The following is a 16,056-nucleotide window of genomic DNA, read 5'->3' as shown; positions in this document are numbered from 1 at the left end:
ATGAAATTTCGAAAACAAAAAGCTCCTTTAATTAAGAAAGGAGCTCAAAGGCACGCGCTGGCCAATCGGTAATAATGACATCTACGCCGTAGTCAATCATAGTTTGTAAATCTTTGTATTCGTTAATTGTATAAGGGCGGAAAGCGTACCCTTGATTTTGTGCAAATTGGACAAATTCTTTTGTTAATAATTGAAAGTTTGGGTGTAAACCAGTTGCGTTTCTATTTTTTGCTTCAGCAATAGGATTAGCAAGTGGTGTGTCATATAAAATTGCTCTCGGGATTTCAGGAGCTATTTCTGCTAATAATGAAACAGAGTCGTGGTTAAATGACGAGAATACAATTTGATTAGATAGATGATATTCACGAACGAGAGCGATAGCTTTTTCTTCAATAGTTGGATAGTGGATAACATCTGTCTTCAACTCAATGTTGAGCTGTAAATTTGTCGTAGATAACCAAATGAATACTTCGCGTAACGTTGGAATTTTTGCTTCATGGAAAGAAGGGTCTTTATGGCTACCGGCATCTAAAGCTTGTAATTCCGCTACCGTTTTTTCAGAAACAAGACCTATGCCATTTGTTGTGCGATCTACTGTTTCATCGTGAATCACGACAAGTTCACCATCTTTTGATAGGTGGACATCAAGCTCAATTCCGTGGGCACCAATGCGTTCTGCTTCTTGGAAAGCAATCATCGTATTTTCTGGATGTGTTCCTTTTACCCCGCGGTGGGCGAAAATAAGTGGTTTATTCATACGGAAATCTCCTTATCGTTTCTTTTCTTTCATTATGAAACTGCTTTTGGAAAAATACAATTGAATGGGATAAACATTTACAAAAGTCTAACAGTTGCACAAAAGTTAACGTTAACGTAAAATGTAATAATCAAGTGAAGGGAGGAATAAACATGTATAAAATTGATGAAGTCACAAAGCAAGTTGGTTTAACAAAACGTACACTTCGTTATTATGAGGAAATTGGCTTAATTCATCCCCCTGAACGTAGTGAGGGGAACATTCGCCTGTATACAGACGAGGACATCGCCAGAATTAAAAGGATTGTAGAAGCGAAAGAAGTGTTAGGAATTACGCTTCAAGAAATGCAACATTTCTTATCGTTAAAAGAAAGAATGGAGCAAAGAAGAAATAGTGAGAATCCTCGTGACCGCGAAGTGATTCAAGAAATTAAAGAGATGCTTGAAAAACAAGTGCAAACGCTAGACGAGAAAATGGAGCAAATGCAGCGTGTAAAGGCGGAACTCGAAGATAGCCTACATCGTGCAGCGACATTTTTAGAGAGTACAAAAGGAGAATGATCAAAATGGAGAGCAAACAAAAATTAGGGAGATTGATTACAGTGGTGGCTACCTTCCTTGCCTTTTCGGGTATAGGGGTAGTCGACCCAATCTTACCAAGTATTGCTGAGCAAATTGGTGCATCGCATTGGCAAGTAGAGATGTTATTTACAGCATATATTTTAACGATGGCAATTATGATGTTACCAGCTGGAATATTCGCATCAAGATTTGGTGATAAACGAATGATGACGATCGGTCTTGCGATTGTAACTGTATTTGCGTTTATATGCGGTATATCGCAAACGATTGCCCAATTATCTATTTTCCGCGCGGGGTGGGGATTAGGAAATGCGATGTTCTTCGCAACGGCGATGACATTATTGATTGCATTAAGTAAAGAAGTTCATGAAGCAGTAGGACTATATGAAGCAGCTATCGGTTTAGGGATGGCAGGCGGACCGTTATTAGGCGGGATATTAGGTGGACATTCTTGGCGTTACCCATTTTTTGCGACGAGTATTTTAATTTTCTTAGCATTTATTTTAGTTTTCTTTTTTGTAAAAGAACCGGAGCGAAAAGTGAAACGTAAAGCGGCAGGCGTAGGGGAATTACTTAACCTGGTGAAATATAAACCGTTTATGCAAGGTGCGATTTCAGGAATGTTATACTACTACGGATTTTTCGTTGTGCTAGCATATTCACCACTTATTATGCATTTATCTGCTATTCAATTAGGGTTTGTATTTTGCGGATGGGGATTAGCGTTAGCTTACGGTTCTGCAATTTTGGCCCATAAGCTAGAAGGGAAATATGAACCGAAAGCATTGTTGAAAGGTAGTTTACTCGTATTTGCGCTTTTCTTAATCGCACTATTCTTCGTGAAAGTTATGTGGTTACAAATTGTATTAATTGTTCTATCGGGATTAGCATCTGGATTAAATAATGCATTATTTACAAGTTATGTAATGGATATTTCACCTTATGAAAGATCTGTTACATCAGGTGTTTATAACTTCGTTCGTTGGTTAGGTGGCGCAATTGCTCCAATCTTATCAGGAATCATTGGCCACACTGTTTCACCGCAAAGTCCGTTTTTAGTCGGTGGAATTGTTGTGTTAGTCGGTTTTGTAATGATTTTAATTCCGGTTCGAAAACCGGTAGAAGTAGAGACAAAAGCCCTTTCTTAAGAAAGGGTTTTCTTTCCTATTACAGGGCAATCCCTTTTCGTACATATGTTAGAACCCTCTGACTAAAATATATTTTCGGTATTTTTGTACTTTTAACTATACTTTTTGGATGTTTTGTTTTATTTTTGTTAGGGGACATTAATGATGTCCCTATTATAAATTTGCATTGAAAGGCGTGATTGTACGATGGAACTATGGTTCACTGAAAAACAAACAAAACATTTTGGGATTACGGCGCGTATTAACCGCACATTACATACGGAGCAAACAGAATTCCAAAAACTTGATATGGTTGAAACGGAAGAGTTCGGAAACATGCTTATTTTAGATGGCATGGTTATGACAACAGAAAAAGATGAGTTCGTTTATCATGAAATGGTAGCGCACGTACCTTTATTTACACATCCAAACCCTGAAAACGTATTAGTTGTAGGTGGTGGCGATGGCGGTGTTATTCGTGAAGTGTTAAAACACCCAAGCGTAAAGAAAGCAACTCTTGTTGAAATCGATGGAAAAGTAATTGAGTACTCTAAACAATACTTACCATCAATTGCAGGCGCACTAGATAATGAGCGTGTAGAAGTAAAAGTAGGAGATGGTTTCCTACACATTGCAGAAAGCGAAAATGAATATGACGTAATTATGGTAGATTCTACTGAGCCAGTAGGACCAGCAGTAAATCTATTTACAAAAGGCTTCTACGCTGGAATCTCTAAAGCGTTAAAAGAAGATGGTATTTTCGTTGCACAAACGGACAACCCTTGGTTCACACCAGAACTAATTACAACTGTGTTTAAAGACGTAAAGGAGATCTTCCCAATTACTCGTTTATACACAGCGAACATTCCAACTTACCCAAGTGGTCTTTGGACGTTCACAATTGGATCTAAAAAACATGATCCATTAGAAGTGAGTGAAGAGCGTTTCCACGAAATCGAAACGAAATACTACACAAAAGAATTACACAATGCAGCATTCGCATTACCGAAATTTGTTGGCGATTTAATTAAGTAAGAGCGTTAAATTGAAATAAATAAAGTGTAAGTTACTCATTTAAGGTGTTTGTCTAGAGGGCTTGAACATGCTAGTTACTTACACTGCTACAAATGAAGTAGTCTTCTTGTAAGAAAAAGAAGGCACAGGTAAATCGAGAAAGAGGAGCAGCTCGCTCCAAATTTGAGAAATAATGAAAGGTTGGGATACCTTAAGTTCCACACAAGGAGGAAAAGAGTATGCGTTTTGATGAAGCTTATTCAGGTAAAGTATTTATTAAAAGTCATCCAAGTTTTGAAGAGTCAGAGGCAGTTATTTACGGGATGCCAATGGATTGGACAGTAAGCTACCGTCCAGGTTCTCGTTTTGGCCCTGCACGTATTCGTGAAGTGTCAATCGGTCTTGAAGAATATAGCCCATATTTAGATCGTGAACTAGAAGAGGTAAAATATTTTGATGCGGGTGATATTCCATTACCATTTGGAAATCCACAGCGTAGCATAGACATGATTGAAGAGTATGTATCAAAACTTTTAGATGCCGATAAGTTTCCACTAGGTCTCGGCGGTGAGCACTTAGTGTCTTGGCCAATTTTTAAGGCAATGGCAAAAAAATATCCGGATTTAGCAATCATCCATATGGATGCTCATACTGATTTACGTGAATCGTATGAAGGGGAGCCTTTATCCCACTCTACACCTATTCGTAAAGTGTGCGATTTAATTGGTCCGGAAAACGTATATTCTTTCGGTATTCGTTCTGGAATGAAGGAAGAATTCGAATGGGCAAAAGAAGTAGGTATGAACTTATATAAATTTGACGTATTAGAACCGTTAAAAGAAGTATTACCGAAACTTGCAGGACGCCCAGTTTATGTCACAATCGACATTGACGTATTAGACCCAGCTCACGCTCCAGGAACAGGAACGTTAGAAGCTGGAGGTATCACATCTAAAGAATTATTAGATTCCATCGTGGCAATTGCAAATTCAAATATAAATGTAGTTGGAGCAGACTTAGTAGAAGTAGCTCCTGTCTACGACCATAGTGATCAAACACCAGTCGCAGCAAGCAAATTCGTGCGGGAAATGCTGCTCGGTTGGGTAAAGTAAAAGCGGAATCGGCTCGCTTAGAATGTGAGGGGGATGGAGCTTCAGACATAGAGGCGTTTTTTGCCTCGAAGGAAGAAGCGAAGCCACCGATCATTCTAGCCGATGCAGCTAGATAAAATAAAAGTGAAGCCGACTGCTTAGACGCAAGGGTCTAGAAGGCGTAACTGGATAGAATAAAAGCGGAGGCAGCTCGCTCAGAATCGCAGGTCATTGGAACGCCCGACCGAGAAGCACCTTTGGCTTCGACCGAGAGTGTGAAATGGCCGGAGATTCTAGCCGCTGTAGCTGGATAAAAAAGAGCTATTCTCAAACGATGAGAATAGCTCTTTTTCTTATGCAACCTTCTCTTCCGAAGTAATGCCGCGAATTTCATCAGCAGAACGAATTGGATATTTACGGAACACGATTGATCCGATGTATCCAACAATCGTGGTAACGATTCCACATAATACAGCAGCAATTGTTACTTTTACAACGTCATTAAATCCGAATAAGACAAGAAGTCCTGGGATTGGTGATGCTGTTCCTGGCGCATTATTAACGAGCTGGAACAGAGATGTAATAATACCAGCAAGGGCACCGCCAACGAAGTTTGTCGCATAAATTGGAATTGGATTTGCTGAAACAACATCGGCTTGTGTTAAAGGCTCGATTGCTACAGCGATTGTGTCTTTTTTTGAACAAATTTTTAGTCGTTTAAAGAAAATAAAGTTCATTGGGGCTGAGGCTGCTACGGCAAGACTACCAATTGCCATTGGTAAACCTGTTAATCCTAGCATTGCAGTTAGTGCCATAGAACTTAATGGAGAGGTAGAAATAACTGTTATTAATCCACCAAGCATAATACCCATAATGATAGGACTTTCTGTAGTTGCAACTGAAATCATAGAACCGATTTTACCGAGCGTTGCGTTCACGAGCGGATCCATAAGCATGGCCATTCCGCGTGAGATTGGTGCGGCAATAAATAAAATTGCTAAAAACTCTACACCAGCCGGTAATTTCTTTTCGAGAAATTTCACGACGAAAGCGCAAACGTATCCAGCGAAAAATCCTGGTAAAATACCGAATCCGCTAGTAGCGATACCGATTAAAACAGCATATACGGGTGAAACACCGATTGCTAGTGCGACTAAAATTGCCGCTGCGACACCGCTCATACTACCAGAAGCTTCTCCTACTGATTGTAAAAAGTCATTATGAAACATCTCTCCACCGATATAACGGTGAAATGCTTCAATAAGAAAACTTGCGATTGCTGCATTAGCTAAAGCACCCATTGCTTTCATTCCATAAGGAGCACGGTAACTAAAAAGTGTAAATAGACAAAGTACAACAAGTAATAGTGCTAAACCTTGCAAGATAGCCATTTGAAAACTGTCTCCTTTGATTTTTGTAATAAAAATTTGTATCATTCAATAATAATATAAAAGTTCATGAAACGGAAAAATTTTTTATTGGGAAATTGCTATAAGTTGAAAAACCCTTACAATAATGTAAGGAAAGTGTAAGACTTTTCAATAGAGTATAGTATGCCTTTTTCCGTATAATACAGGTATAGAAATAAGATTAGTGAGAAAGAAGTGCAAACAGGAGGCGCATGTATGAAATTGGTAATTAAAGTTTTAGCTGTATTCGCCATTATTTTAGGTGGAACAGCGTACTATTTAAACACGAAAACAGAAGGTGTGCATGCTTTTGTAGACAACTTCTTTTCAAATAAAGAAATACAAGATTATTATGCGGTTATAAATAAAGGTGAGAAAAAAGACGGTGAATACTTGTATACATTTAAAGGGTATACAGAAGACGGAAAGTTACAAGTTGTGAAAAGAATGATGAACCGTGAATTGCATACGGGGGCGTTTATAAAAATTTATGCAAAAGGTATGCAAGGAAAAGGATGGGCTGAAATCCCAAAAGAATCAATTCCGCAAAAAGCGTTGGAAAAAATAGAAAAACCGTAAAAGGAGCGAATCGTTCGCTCCTTTTTTAGTGCGTTAAAATGGTGATAGCTGAATTCTCTTTATTAGAAATGATTTTTGCACGTCCACCAATTGGGAAAGTGAAAATCGGGGTTGTATGCCCGAAACTTGCGTTTGCAATGATAGGGATATGTGTAAGTTCAGGCTTTGAAGCAATCATTTCTTGAATGTCTTCTATCGTACATTCTGCTCCTTTTTGCATTCTTCCTATAACAATGCCTTTTACATGTTCAAAGTTAGGTTGCTGCATAAGAGAATGTAAATAACGATCAAAAGTTTTAAGGGTAGCTGTTCCAGTTAAACTATCCTCTTCAAGAAATAAAATTTTATCCTGTAAATTTGGCATATATGGTGTACCTTGTAGTAAATTCAATGTGCTCATATTACCACCGATAATCTCTCCAGTTGCTTCGCCCTCATGAATTGAAACATATCCATCATTTTTAATAAATTCTCGGTTTTCTTGATCTACATACCAAGAATCATCACTCCACGTTTCAGATGGCAAGACTTCAATAGGTTCAATAGAAGTTAAGCATTTTAAAAAGTAATCAGTCGTATACTCGAGTCCTTTCTCCATTCCAAATGAAGAGAAATGGGGTCCTGAATATGTAACGAGTCCTGTTTTTGCGTAGATGACATTATTTAAAGCGGTAATATCAGAATAGCCACAGAAAAACTTCGGATTTTCTCGAATTAAATTATAATCGAGATGTTTCAATAAACCATTAGAGTTGTATCCGCCAAGTGTCGTTAAAATGGCTTTTACATTCGGGTCTCTAAATGCTTCGTGGAGGTCTTGAATGCGTGAAGAAATAGAAGAGGAAGCAAATCGATCTATCTCATCAGCATATGTTGAGAATGTAACTTGAAAGCCCATGTCGGTTAATCTTTTTATAGCAAGCTCTTGATTCGTATTTGAGACAATACTTAAACTACAAGAGGGTGAAATAACTCTAATTTCATCACCTTTTTTCAATTTTGTTGGTAGCACATAACTCACCTCTTTAAATGAAAGAATATTTAGATTTAAAAAATATTTTATCATATGAAATAAGGTGAAGGTGAATTATCTTTTGAAAAGGAGTTTTCCTGATTTTTCAGCAGACAGACAGAGGTTTTTTTTGATATGATAGGAAAAGTGATTTATTATAAGTAGTATTTAATATCTATAACATTTGAAAGGTGTGCAAGACGTGGAGAAACAACTTGCAGGCTTGCCGGTACACGTTCATTTCGTAACAGAAATCCGTGAAGGGGCGAGGAAGGAAACCGTTGCTTTTGAAGCAAATGGTCAATACTATGTAAAAGGTCAAGGTACATATGTAACATTCCAAGAGCCGAACGAACAGGGCGAAGTGAAAACAATTATTAAAATTCAAGATGAACAAGTTCTCATTATGCGTTCAGGTGCTGTTTCAATGCGTCAAACGCATGTGAAAGGTGAATGGACAACTGGTACGTATACGAGTGAACTTGGTACGTTTGCATTGCAAACGAAAACTGATAATGTTCTTTTTAAATGGTCGGATGAAAAGAAAAAAGGACAACTTTTCTTAACGTACGCATTGCTTCTAAGTGAACAAGAAGCTGGCAGATATACAATTACACTTAATTTGAAGGAGGCAAAATAATGAATTCTTTAGAACAAGTAAAAGGATTAATTAAAGAAGAAATTCAAGCTGCTGTATTAAAGGCAGAATTAGCGACAGAAGAACAGATTCCAAACGTTGTATTAGAATCTCCAAAAGATAAAACAAATGGTGACTTCTCTACAAATATGGCAATGCAACTTGCACGCGTTGCGAAAAAAGCACCTCGTATGATTGCAGAAGAATTAGTTGCAAACTTCGATAAAGCAAAAGCTTCTATTGAAAAAATTGAAATCGCAGGACCTGGTTTCATTAACTTCTACATGGATAATAGCTACTTAACAGACTTAATCCCAACAATCGTTAACGCTGGCGAAGCTTACGGTGAAACGAATACTGGTAAAGGTGAAAAAGTACAAATTGAGTTCGTATCTGCGAACCCAACAGGTGACCTTCACTTAGGACATGCACGTGGTGCGGCAGTGGGTGACACTTTATGTAACGTATTAGCAAAAGCAGGATACGATGTATCTCGTGAGTACTACATTAATGACGCTGGTAACCAAATTCATAACTTAGCTCTTTCTGTTGAAGCTCGTTACATGCAAGCTTTAGGTCTAGAGAAAGAAATGCCAGAAGACGGATACCATGGTGCGGACATCATTGGAATCGGTAAGCGTTTAGCTGAAGAGTTTGGCGATCGTTATGCAAAAGCTGATGCTGAAGAAAGCTATGAGTTCTATCGTTCATACGGTTTAAAATATGAGTTAGCAAAACTTCAAAAAGACTTAGAAAGCTTCCGTGTTAAGTTTGATGTATGGTTCTCAGAAACATCATTATACAAAAACGGAAAAATCGATGCTGCACTTGCAGTATTAAAAGAGCGTGACGAGATCTTTGAAGAAGGCGGTGCAACTTGGTTCCGTTCTATGACTTACGGTGACGACAAAAACCGTGTATTAATTAAAAACGACGGTTCTTACACATACTTAACGCCAGATATCGCTTACCATCGTGATAAATTAGAGCGTGGTTTCGATAAGTTAATCAACATTTGGGGTGCTGATCACCACGGTTACATTCCTCGTATGAAAGCTGCTATTCAAGCGCTAGGTTACGATAAAGAAACACTTGAAGTAGAAATCATCCAAATGGTACAACTGTACCAAAATGGTGAAAAAATGAAGATGAGTAAGCGTACAGGTAAAGCAGTTACACTTCGTGAGCTTATGGAAGAAGTAGGCGTGGACGCAATGCGTTACTTCTTCGCAATGCGTAGCGGTGATTCTCATTTAGACTTCGATATGGACTTAGCTGTATCAAAATCTAATGAAAACCCAGTATACTATGCACAGTATGCTCATGCTCGCGTATGCAGTATCCTTCGTCAAGGTGAAGAGTTAGGACTAGCTGCAGGCGGAGACGTGAATTACAAGCTTGTTACTTCGGAGAAAGAAGTAGAGTTACTGAAAAAACTTGGTGAATTCCCAGCTGTAGTTGCGGATGCAGCACAAAAACGTCTGCCACACCGCATTACAAGCTATGCATTTGAATTAGCAGCAGCATTACACAGCTTCTATAATGCAGAAAAAGTATTAAACCAAGATAACTTAGAATTAAGTAAAGCTCGCTATGAGTTAATGAAAGCAGTACGCACTACACTTCAAAATGCATTAGCAATCGTAGGAGTATCTGCACCAGAAAAAATGTAATTAAGAAAAGCGGAAGCGGCTCGTTTAGAATAGGAGGGGGATGGAGCTCCTGACAGAGAGGCGTACTTTGCCTCGGAGGAAGGCGCGAAGCCACCGAGTATTCTAGCCGCTGGAGCTGGACAATAAAGAAAAGCGAAGCCGATTTTTCGCTTTCAGTAAAAGGCAATCACACGATGTTGTGATTGCCTTTTTGTATGGAGATAATAAAAAAATAAAATTTTATCAAACAAAAGGAGAATTTGCGTCGTCTTATATAAATGACAGGAGGTTTCCGATGGAAGAAAAGGTAGAAGAATTAATTGATATATATAAGCAGCAAATATATTCTTTATGCTATAAATTAGCGAAAACGAAAGAAGATGCAGAAGATATTTTTCAAGAGACTTGGATAAAAGTTTTTTCCTCTCGGCACCAGCTTTCTTGCGTGGAAAATTATAAAAAATGGATTACTACAATTTGTGTTCGTGCGTTTTATGATTTTTATCGTAAGAAGAAAAGGTGGAAAGATCGCGTATTGGATTTGTTTCATAAAGAGGATGGTGGAGAAATCGATTTCGCAGATGAAGTGAATATATCAGAAGAATTTATTCAAAAAGTGGAAGCGGAAATGATACGGGAAGTTATACAGCTATTGAATGAAAAATATAAAACCGTGCTCGTACTCTACTATTATGAACAATACTCTTATAAAGAAATGAGCGAAATATTAAATATACCGATTGGTACGGTGAAATACCGCCTTAATTATGCGAAGAAGCAAATGCGGGAACATTTGGAGGGGTTCGTTTATGACGGAAGATAAGTTTGATCAGAAGATAAGGAGCAGCTTAGCTGAAGACATGATTCCAAGCGAAGAGCTGATAAATAATACGAAACAGAGCGTACGAAATGCTCGAAAATTAGAGAAAAGATGGGTTATTTGTATTCATGCGATTTGGATTATTTTATTAACAATTGTTATGGAGCAGTTTGTCACTCATTTGAATCATAAAGTCCCTATGTTGATAGCAAGTGTGATTATGATGCATCTATACGTTCCTATATATGTTGTCATACAGTCATTTTTAAAGAAGGAGTATAAATTACATGATAGAGTTCGCTAAGCCATTTGTAGTATTTGAGATAGCTGGGATTACAATGCTTTTAACTTTTATAGCACTTTTAGTATGTGTAGCATCATGGGTGTATACAGATGTGAAAACGCGTGGGATAAGTAAGTGGTGGAGTGTTATAGCGATTGTATTACCATTTTTTATTGGAGTTTTGTTATATATGATACGAAGAAGTAACAAGAAAATAGAAGGAGAACATACGATGAAGGCTATGAAAAAACAAAAGATAACATTAGTTGTCATATTTGCAAGTACGATGTTTGTATTACTGAGCGGCTTTGCTTTCGTTCAAACGTTAGATGATATGTGGAGAGCTGGTGATATATATTTAGAAAATGAGAAGAAAGGGGAGACCAGCTACGAGGCAAAATTCTTATCATGGGATATTGCTGGGAAAGATATTGAACTAGAGTATGCGAAAGATACAGAAGTAACATTTTCTTATGAGACAGATGCAAAACGTGGGAATTTATGCTTTAGCTTGTATGAAAGACAAGGAGAAGGTATAAGAGAGTTAAAAGAGATCTGTGAATCGAAAAAAGGTACTTTCAAAGCTACATTAAAGGCAAATGAAAAGTATGTATTTAATATAAGTGGTGTATTGGTGAAAGATGGTTTTGTAAAAGTGAATTGGGAAATAAAATAAAGGGCCTTGAGAAAGGCCCTTTATTTTATTGGATTGTATACGTAACGGAAAAGCTAACAGGACTATAGTAAACGAAAGGTGCATGAAATTGAACATACATATTTCCATCTGTTTTTGCAGTGAAAATTCGGCCGTAACCATCAGAATAGCGCCCAATAAGGTTATGACTTGAGTCATAAACACTGTAACTAGGAGTTTTACTGTTAGGTTGAATTGTTAGTTCCTGTCCTTTTTGAAGGAAAATAGGTTCTTGTTCAGAACTACTTCCAGTTTGTAAAGAATAAAATTTTGTAAAACTTTGTTCTTGAGTGGCAGCAGCGACTTTTGTTTCAGGAATAAAAGCGGTAGCGCCAGTAATTCCTGCTAAAGTTAAAGCACTGGCTAAAATCATTTTTTTCATAGTAGAAAAAACCTCCTTATTAGTTGTAATCATTTTTGTTACAGTTAATATTTTATACGATAAGGAGTAGGAGAAAATATGCTTTTATGCATATATGTATTTTCTCAATAAAAAATCACCACTTTAAAGTAGGTGATTTTTGTTATAACTAATTGTTTTTTTCTTTTGGACTGACAAAAGAAGACGGATAAAGGCTTTATATCTGTTTTTTTTAAAAAATTAATTTGTATTGAGAAATAGAAAAGTGCAACCTGAATTATTTGTATATTTTTAATGAGGATATAGATGTTATCACTTTTAAAAGAAAGGTGGCTTTTTCTGAAAAACCTAAACATATAATGTTGTGTAAATTAAGGAGAATTATATGAGGGTGGTCAACCTTAGCCAGAATATGATATGTAAAATAGGATAATTGGTTAACCTAAAGATGCCTTATAATAATGAAGTAAAAATGGGGAGCAACAATTAACTATTGATTTTTGGTAACAATTCTAGAATAATAGACTATGGAAAAAATTTGTTGTTTTTTGGGGGAATTACGAAAAAAGGCATGTCTGTATTATTTATTGATGAAATGCTAATAGGGAATGTTGTAATTGCTTTAAATCATGTTATTACAATCAAGGTAAGTGTACTTAAAATTATAATCTATCTAACAACTGAGTAGGTAATCCTCAAAACTTCTTATTTAAGGAGTCAAGGATTTGGTGCTAATCAACTTGATTTTTTAGATTCGATAAAAATAATGAGGAGAAATACAACTCTTATTTTTGATTTAACATCATTTATATATATATATATTAATACATAAACTTATATAAGTATATATAAATATTTTATTATTCGTAAAGAAATTAAAAATTTTTAGCGGATAGATGATATGTAGGTTTATTTTAATTTTTTGACATAGCTCTAGAATCAGATCCATCAGGAGAAACCCTTTTTCTCGACACCCATTTATATACTCCAAAAATGAAAAGACTGATTCCCGTATTTCTGCAAAATTCACATGAAATCAGTTGAAAATCACAATCGTTTTTAGTTACCCCCAAACTTGTTTCACTTTATTCAGATTTGGAGAATATTTCTTTTATCTTCATAGACAAATAATACTTCGTCCGTAATATTTTAATCATATAGCGCTGATGTTAAAATGTTTTTTGCATCAATTTATTTCGGTATTTAACTAAATATCAAATGTTTTAATACATGGACATTGTCAGCCGTACTTATGATGACAGAAAGCTTATCTTCTAATGATATCCTGTAAAATATGAGTATTTTAACTCGTTCCACATTTATAAGCTTTTTTGCTGGTATGCTGAGTGCGACTATAATCCGTAATTTTCGTTATTTTTCAGAACGATAAGTATGGAAGTTGATAGGATGCATATTTGCTGTGAAGTAGTTAGTCTATATTTGCCCGCACTAAAATTTTTTACACATAGAATAATCATTTTATAATCCCTAAGGCACAAAAAGAAGAATGGTTGTCATGAGTTTCGTCTGGAATGCATTTTAAATCATTTTTTCCTGATTTTAAATGTATTCCAGTATCTGTCGCCTATATGTATTTATTATTTAAACTTTTTTGTCAAAGTTTATCTATGTTCCTATTAAAAAATATAGGTCAAAAGTACATAATTGTAGGCGTGTCGAAAATGTTAGATACACTTATAAAAAATCAAGTTTCAAGTTGTTAAGTAGTAGTGAAGGGGGGAAGAGAAATCATAATAGCTATTAAAAATACGTAGGTGGAATAGTTGGATAATAGAATTTTCATCATAACATGTTTGTACCAGAAACTATTTATATTTTAAATTATGAGGAGGCTAACATAAAGTATGTATTTAAAGAGAATAACTTCTATTTTTTCGATTATAATGATTTTCATGTTTACTATAGGTCAGAGTCTTTTACCTATAGTAGCAAACGCACAAGAATTAAATACATTAGGACTTGTGGATAGTTTTAAGATTGATAAAACAGATCTTTCTATCGGACAACGGACTAAAGTAACTATAAACTTCAGTGAAAAAGATAGTCTTAAGCTGAAGTCTGGAGACACACTAACATTAACACTGCCTCCAGAATTAAAAGGATTAAATACAGAGTTTCTATTAGATGATTATGGTACTTGTAAAGTCACTGCAGGTACTGTGGTATGTACATTTAATGATAAAGTGAGTACACATCAAAATATTAAAGGGTATTTAAACTTTTTTGTGGAAGCTGCTAATGTAGGAACGGATGAAAAGAAAGAGATTGAAACCAATTTCGGTACAAATGTAGATAAGCAATCTGTAACAATTACCGGCCCAAGCAGTGGTGGGGGTACAGATCCTGGAAAGCCACCATTTTTTTATAAAACTGGTGATATGAACTCAGGTAAGAGCGATGAAGTACGTTGGTTCTTGAATATAAACTTGGCTAAAGAAGAGTTAAGTCGTGATATTGTTGTGACTGATAATTTACAGGAAGGTCAAACACTTAATAAGGATAGTTTCTATATAATTGTAGATGATTATATAGGTCGTCGATCTTTAACGCTACAAGAGCTTGAAAAGCAAGGTTACGGAACGATTACCTTTACTGGAGACAAATCATTTAAAGTTGTGCTTAATAAGGATAAAGCGCGTCTTGCCTCCTTTTCGATTGGTTATACATCTACTATAACGGAAGCTGGGAAGAAGCAAGAGTTTTTTAAGAATGATTATACGATTGATTACCAAGTTCTAAACAAGGAACCAGTTAATGAATCGGGTACTCATCCAGTCGAAAATATGACAGCTGGCGGTGGTGCTGAAGGTAACGTGACTCCAAAAGGAACACTAAAAATTGTGAAGCATATTGAAGGGGATGAAGAAAAAGTAATCCCAAATGTTTCGTTTAAGTTGTATAAAGAGCCTGATGAACAAGTTGGAGATGTATATAAAACAGATGAAAAAGGGATAATTGAAATCCCTAATTTACAACCAGGTAAATATTATGTGAAAGAAGTTTCAGCTCCAGACTATGTTGATTTCGATCCTCAAGCAAAAGTAATTTTTGAAGTTAAATCAGATGCTGTAAATGGAGTTAAGTTGCCAATTTCGAATAAGGTGAAAACTACATCTATTGCAGGGACGAAGACGTGGAAAAACGATAACGAGAAAGATCGTCCAAGTTCAATCAAAGTAGAATTACTACAAAATGAGAAAGTAGTAGACACGAAAGAAGTAACAGCGGCAGATGGTTGGAAATACAAATTCGACAACCTAGCAACGTATGATGCAAATGGAGTAGCGTACAAGTATGAAGTAAAAGAACAACCGATAGATGGATACACAACAGAAGTAAACGGTTATGATATTACAAATACAAAAGTGGTACAAAAAACCAAAGTAGAAGGAACGAAAACATGGAAGGACGGAAATGCGGAAGGTCGTCCAACGATGATTAAAGTAGACTTACTACAAAGCGGTACAGTGATTGCGACGCAAGAAGTAAGCGAAGCAACAGGTTGGAAATATGAATTTAAAGATTTGGCGATAACCAATGCAGACGGAAAAGCATATAAGTATGAAGTGAAAGAACAAGCAGTAGACGGATACGAATCCAAAGTCAATGGTTATGATATCACGAATACAAAGGTAGGCAAGACATCAGTTGCAGGAACGAAGACGTGGAAAGGTGGCACAGAGGAAGAGCATAAAGCCATCAAAGTAGACTTACTACAAAACGGTACAGTGATTGCGACACAAGAAGTCAGCAAAGAAACAGGCTGGAAGTATGAATTTAAAGATTTAGTAGCGTTCGATGCAAATGGAAAAGCATACAAGTATGAAGTGAAAGAACAACCGGTAGATGGATACGAATCCAAAGTCAATGGTTATGATATCACAAATACAAAAGTAGGCGAAACAAAAGTAGAAGGAACGAAAACATGGAAAGACGATAACGCGAAAGATCGTCCGGAAATGATCAAAGTAGATCTTTTACAAAGCGGTAAAGTAGTAGATACAAAAGAAGTAACAGC

The 16,056-nt window shown here is 36.3% G+C and carries 15 protein-coding genes; 11 read left to right on the top strand and 4 right to left on the bottom strand.

Annotation, left to right across the window (positions count from 1 at the left end):
- Nucleotides 1-31 precede the first annotated feature (31 nt).
- The gene (locus tag JDS82_RS19155; protein ID WP_199713768.1) at nucleotides 32-757 is read right to left on the bottom strand and encodes a glycerophosphodiester phosphodiesterase; all 726 of its coding nucleotides are present in this window, start codon (nucleotides 755-757) and stop codon (nucleotides 32-34) included.
- Between the two features lie 152 nt (nucleotides 758-909).
- Here JDS82_RS19155 and JDS82_RS19150 point away from each other — a divergent pair, with 152 nt between their 5' ends.
- The 4 genes from JDS82_RS19150 (at nucleotide 910) to speB (ending at nucleotide 4,591) form a co-directional block, all read left to right on the top strand.
- Nucleotides 910-1,317 (top strand): MerR family transcriptional regulator, encoded by a 408-nt coding sequence (locus JDS82_RS19150; RefSeq protein ID WP_000276564.1) that lies wholly within the window; start codon nucleotides 910-912, stop codon nucleotides 1,315-1,317.
- Between the two features lie 5 nt (nucleotides 1,318-1,322).
- Nucleotides 1,323-2,486 carry an MFS transporter gene (locus tag JDS82_RS19145; protein ID WP_000444245.1) on the top strand — a complete coding sequence of 388 codons (1,164 nt, stop codon included), beginning with the start codon at nucleotides 1,323-1,325 and terminating at the stop codon, nucleotides 2,484-2,486.
- 186 nt (nucleotides 2,487-2,672) lie between these two features.
- Nucleotides 2,673-3,500 (top strand): polyamine aminopropyltransferase, encoded by an 828-nt coding sequence (speE, locus tag JDS82_RS19140; protein WP_000424696.1) that lies wholly within the window; start codon nucleotides 2,673-2,675, stop codon nucleotides 3,498-3,500.
- A 218-nt stretch (nucleotides 3,501-3,718) separates the two neighbouring features.
- Nucleotides 3,719-4,591 carry an agmatinase gene (gene speB, locus JDS82_RS19135; protein ID WP_001209823.1) on the top strand — a complete coding sequence of 291 codons (873 nt, stop codon included), beginning with the start codon at nucleotides 3,719-3,721 and terminating at the stop codon, nucleotides 4,589-4,591.
- A gap of 332 nt (nucleotides 4,592-4,923) precedes the next feature.
- On the opposite strand, the gene JDS82_RS19130 is transcribed toward speB, so the two are convergent.
- Nucleotides 4,924-5,961, bottom strand: coding sequence for a PTS sugar transporter subunit IIC (locus tag JDS82_RS19130; protein WP_000996323.1), 1,038 nt, complete (start codon nucleotides 5,959-5,961; stop codon nucleotides 4,924-4,926).
- Nucleotides 5,962-6,195: 234 nt separating this feature from the next.
- On the opposite strand from JDS82_RS19130, the gene JDS82_RS19125 reads away from it, so the two are divergent.
- Nucleotides 6,196-6,558 carry a YxeA family protein gene (locus JDS82_RS19125; RefSeq protein ID WP_000779928.1) on the top strand — a complete coding sequence of 121 codons (363 nt, stop codon included), beginning with the start codon at nucleotides 6,196-6,198 and terminating at the stop codon, nucleotides 6,556-6,558.
- A 25-nt stretch (nucleotides 6,559-6,583) separates the two neighbouring features.
- Here the strand turns inward: JDS82_RS19125 and JDS82_RS19120 are convergent, their stop codons facing one another.
- A complete protein-coding gene (locus tag JDS82_RS19120; RefSeq protein WP_199713767.1) occupies nucleotides 6,584-7,624 on the bottom strand; it encodes a S66 family peptidase in 1,041 nt (346 codons plus the stop codon).
- Nucleotides 7,625-7,772: 148 nt separating this feature from the next.
- Between JDS82_RS19120 and JDS82_RS19115 the strand changes: the two genes are divergently transcribed.
- The 5 genes from JDS82_RS19115 (at nucleotide 7,773) to JDS82_RS19095 (ending at nucleotide 11,638) form a co-directional block, all read left to right on the top strand.
- Nucleotides 7,773-8,210 carry a YwiB family protein gene (locus tag JDS82_RS19115; protein WP_000414868.1) on the top strand — a complete coding sequence of 146 codons (438 nt, stop codon included), beginning with the start codon at nucleotides 7,773-7,775 and terminating at the stop codon, nucleotides 8,208-8,210.
- The gene (argS, locus tag JDS82_RS19110; RefSeq protein ID WP_001086442.1) at nucleotides 8,210-9,880 is read left to right on the top strand and encodes an arginine--tRNA ligase; all 1,671 of its coding nucleotides are present in this window, start codon (nucleotides 8,210-8,212) and stop codon (nucleotides 9,878-9,880) included. The genes JDS82_RS19115 and argS overlap by 1 nt, the downstream gene beginning before the upstream one ends.
- Nucleotides 9,881-10,154: 274 nt before the next feature.
- On the top strand, nucleotides 10,155-10,682 hold the full coding sequence (locus tag JDS82_RS19105) for an RNA polymerase sigma factor (RefSeq protein ID WP_000391645.1): 528 nt from the start codon (nucleotides 10,155-10,157) through the stop codon (nucleotides 10,680-10,682).
- The gene (locus tag JDS82_RS19100) at nucleotides 10,669-10,983 is read left to right on the top strand and encodes a hypothetical protein (protein WP_000133818.1); all 315 of its coding nucleotides are present in this window, start codon (nucleotides 10,669-10,671) and stop codon (nucleotides 10,981-10,983) included. Before JDS82_RS19105 ends, JDS82_RS19100 begins: the two co-directional genes overlap by 14 nt.
- Nucleotides 10,967-11,638, top strand: coding sequence for an anti-sigma factor (locus JDS82_RS19095; protein WP_199713766.1), 672 nt, complete (start codon nucleotides 10,967-10,969; stop codon nucleotides 11,636-11,638). Before JDS82_RS19100 ends, JDS82_RS19095 begins: the two co-directional genes overlap by 17 nt.
- 25 nt (nucleotides 11,639-11,663) lie before the next feature.
- Here JDS82_RS19095 and JDS82_RS19090 read toward each other — a convergent pair whose 3' ends face one another.
- Nucleotides 11,664-12,038, bottom strand: coding sequence for a hypothetical protein (locus tag JDS82_RS19090; RefSeq protein ID WP_000738236.1), 375 nt, complete (start codon nucleotides 12,036-12,038; stop codon nucleotides 11,664-11,666).
- Between the two features lie 1,844 nt (nucleotides 12,039-13,882).
- On the opposite strand from JDS82_RS19090, the gene JDS82_RS19085 reads away from it, so the two are divergent.
- On the top strand, nucleotides 13,883-16,056 hold a 2,174-nt coding region (locus JDS82_RS19085; protein ID WP_199713765.1), incomplete at its 3' end, for a Cna B-type domain-containing protein.

Source organism: Bacillus cereus group sp. N14 (genome assembly GCF_016483555.1).
Taxonomy (GTDB): domain Bacteria; phylum Bacillota; class Bacilli; order Bacillales; family Bacillaceae_G; genus Bacillus_A; species Bacillus_A wiedmannii.
Note: the sequence above shows the minus strand (reverse complement) of the source record. Positions and strands in the feature narration are given on the sequence as shown.

Coding starts and splice junctions, on each gene's coding strand:
- JDS82_RS19155 (WP_199713768.1), bottom strand. CDS start 757: ATGAATAAACCACTTATTTTCGCCCACCGCGGGGTAAAAGGAACACAT.
- JDS82_RS19150 (WP_000276564.1), top strand. CDS start 910: ATGTATAAAATTGATGAAGTCACAAAGCAAGTTGGTTTAACAAAACGT.
- JDS82_RS19145 (WP_000444245.1), top strand. CDS start 1,323: ATGGAGAGCAAACAAAAATTAGGGAGATTGATTACAGTGGTGGCTACC.
- speE (WP_000424696.1), top strand. CDS start 2,673: ATGGAACTATGGTTCACTGAAAAACAAACAAAACATTTTGGGATTACG.
- speB (WP_001209823.1), top strand. CDS start 3,719: ATGCGTTTTGATGAAGCTTATTCAGGTAAAGTATTTATTAAAAGTCAT.
- JDS82_RS19130 (WP_000996323.1), bottom strand. CDS start 5,961: ATGGCTATCTTGCAAGGTTTAGCACTATTACTTGTTGTACTTTGTCTA.
- JDS82_RS19125 (WP_000779928.1), top strand. CDS start 6,196: ATGAAATTGGTAATTAAAGTTTTAGCTGTATTCGCCATTATTTTAGGT.
- JDS82_RS19120 (WP_199713767.1), bottom strand. CDS start 7,624: ATGATAAAATATTTTTTAAATCTAAATATTCTTTCATTTAAAGAGGTG.
- argS (WP_001086442.1), top strand. CDS start 8,210: ATGAATTCTTTAGAACAAGTAAAAGGATTAATTAAAGAAGAAATTCAA.
- JDS82_RS19105 (WP_000391645.1), top strand. CDS start 10,155: ATGGAAGAAAAGGTAGAAGAATTAATTGATATATATAAGCAGCAAATA.
- JDS82_RS19100 (WP_000133818.1), top strand. CDS start 10,669: ATGACGGAAGATAAGTTTGATCAGAAGATAAGGAGCAGCTTAGCTGAA.
- JDS82_RS19095 (WP_199713766.1), top strand. CDS start 10,967: ATGATAGAGTTCGCTAAGCCATTTGTAGTATTTGAGATAGCTGGGATT.
- JDS82_RS19090 (WP_000738236.1), bottom strand. CDS start 12,038: ATGAAAAAAATGATTTTAGCCAGTGCTTTAACTTTAGCAGGAATTACT.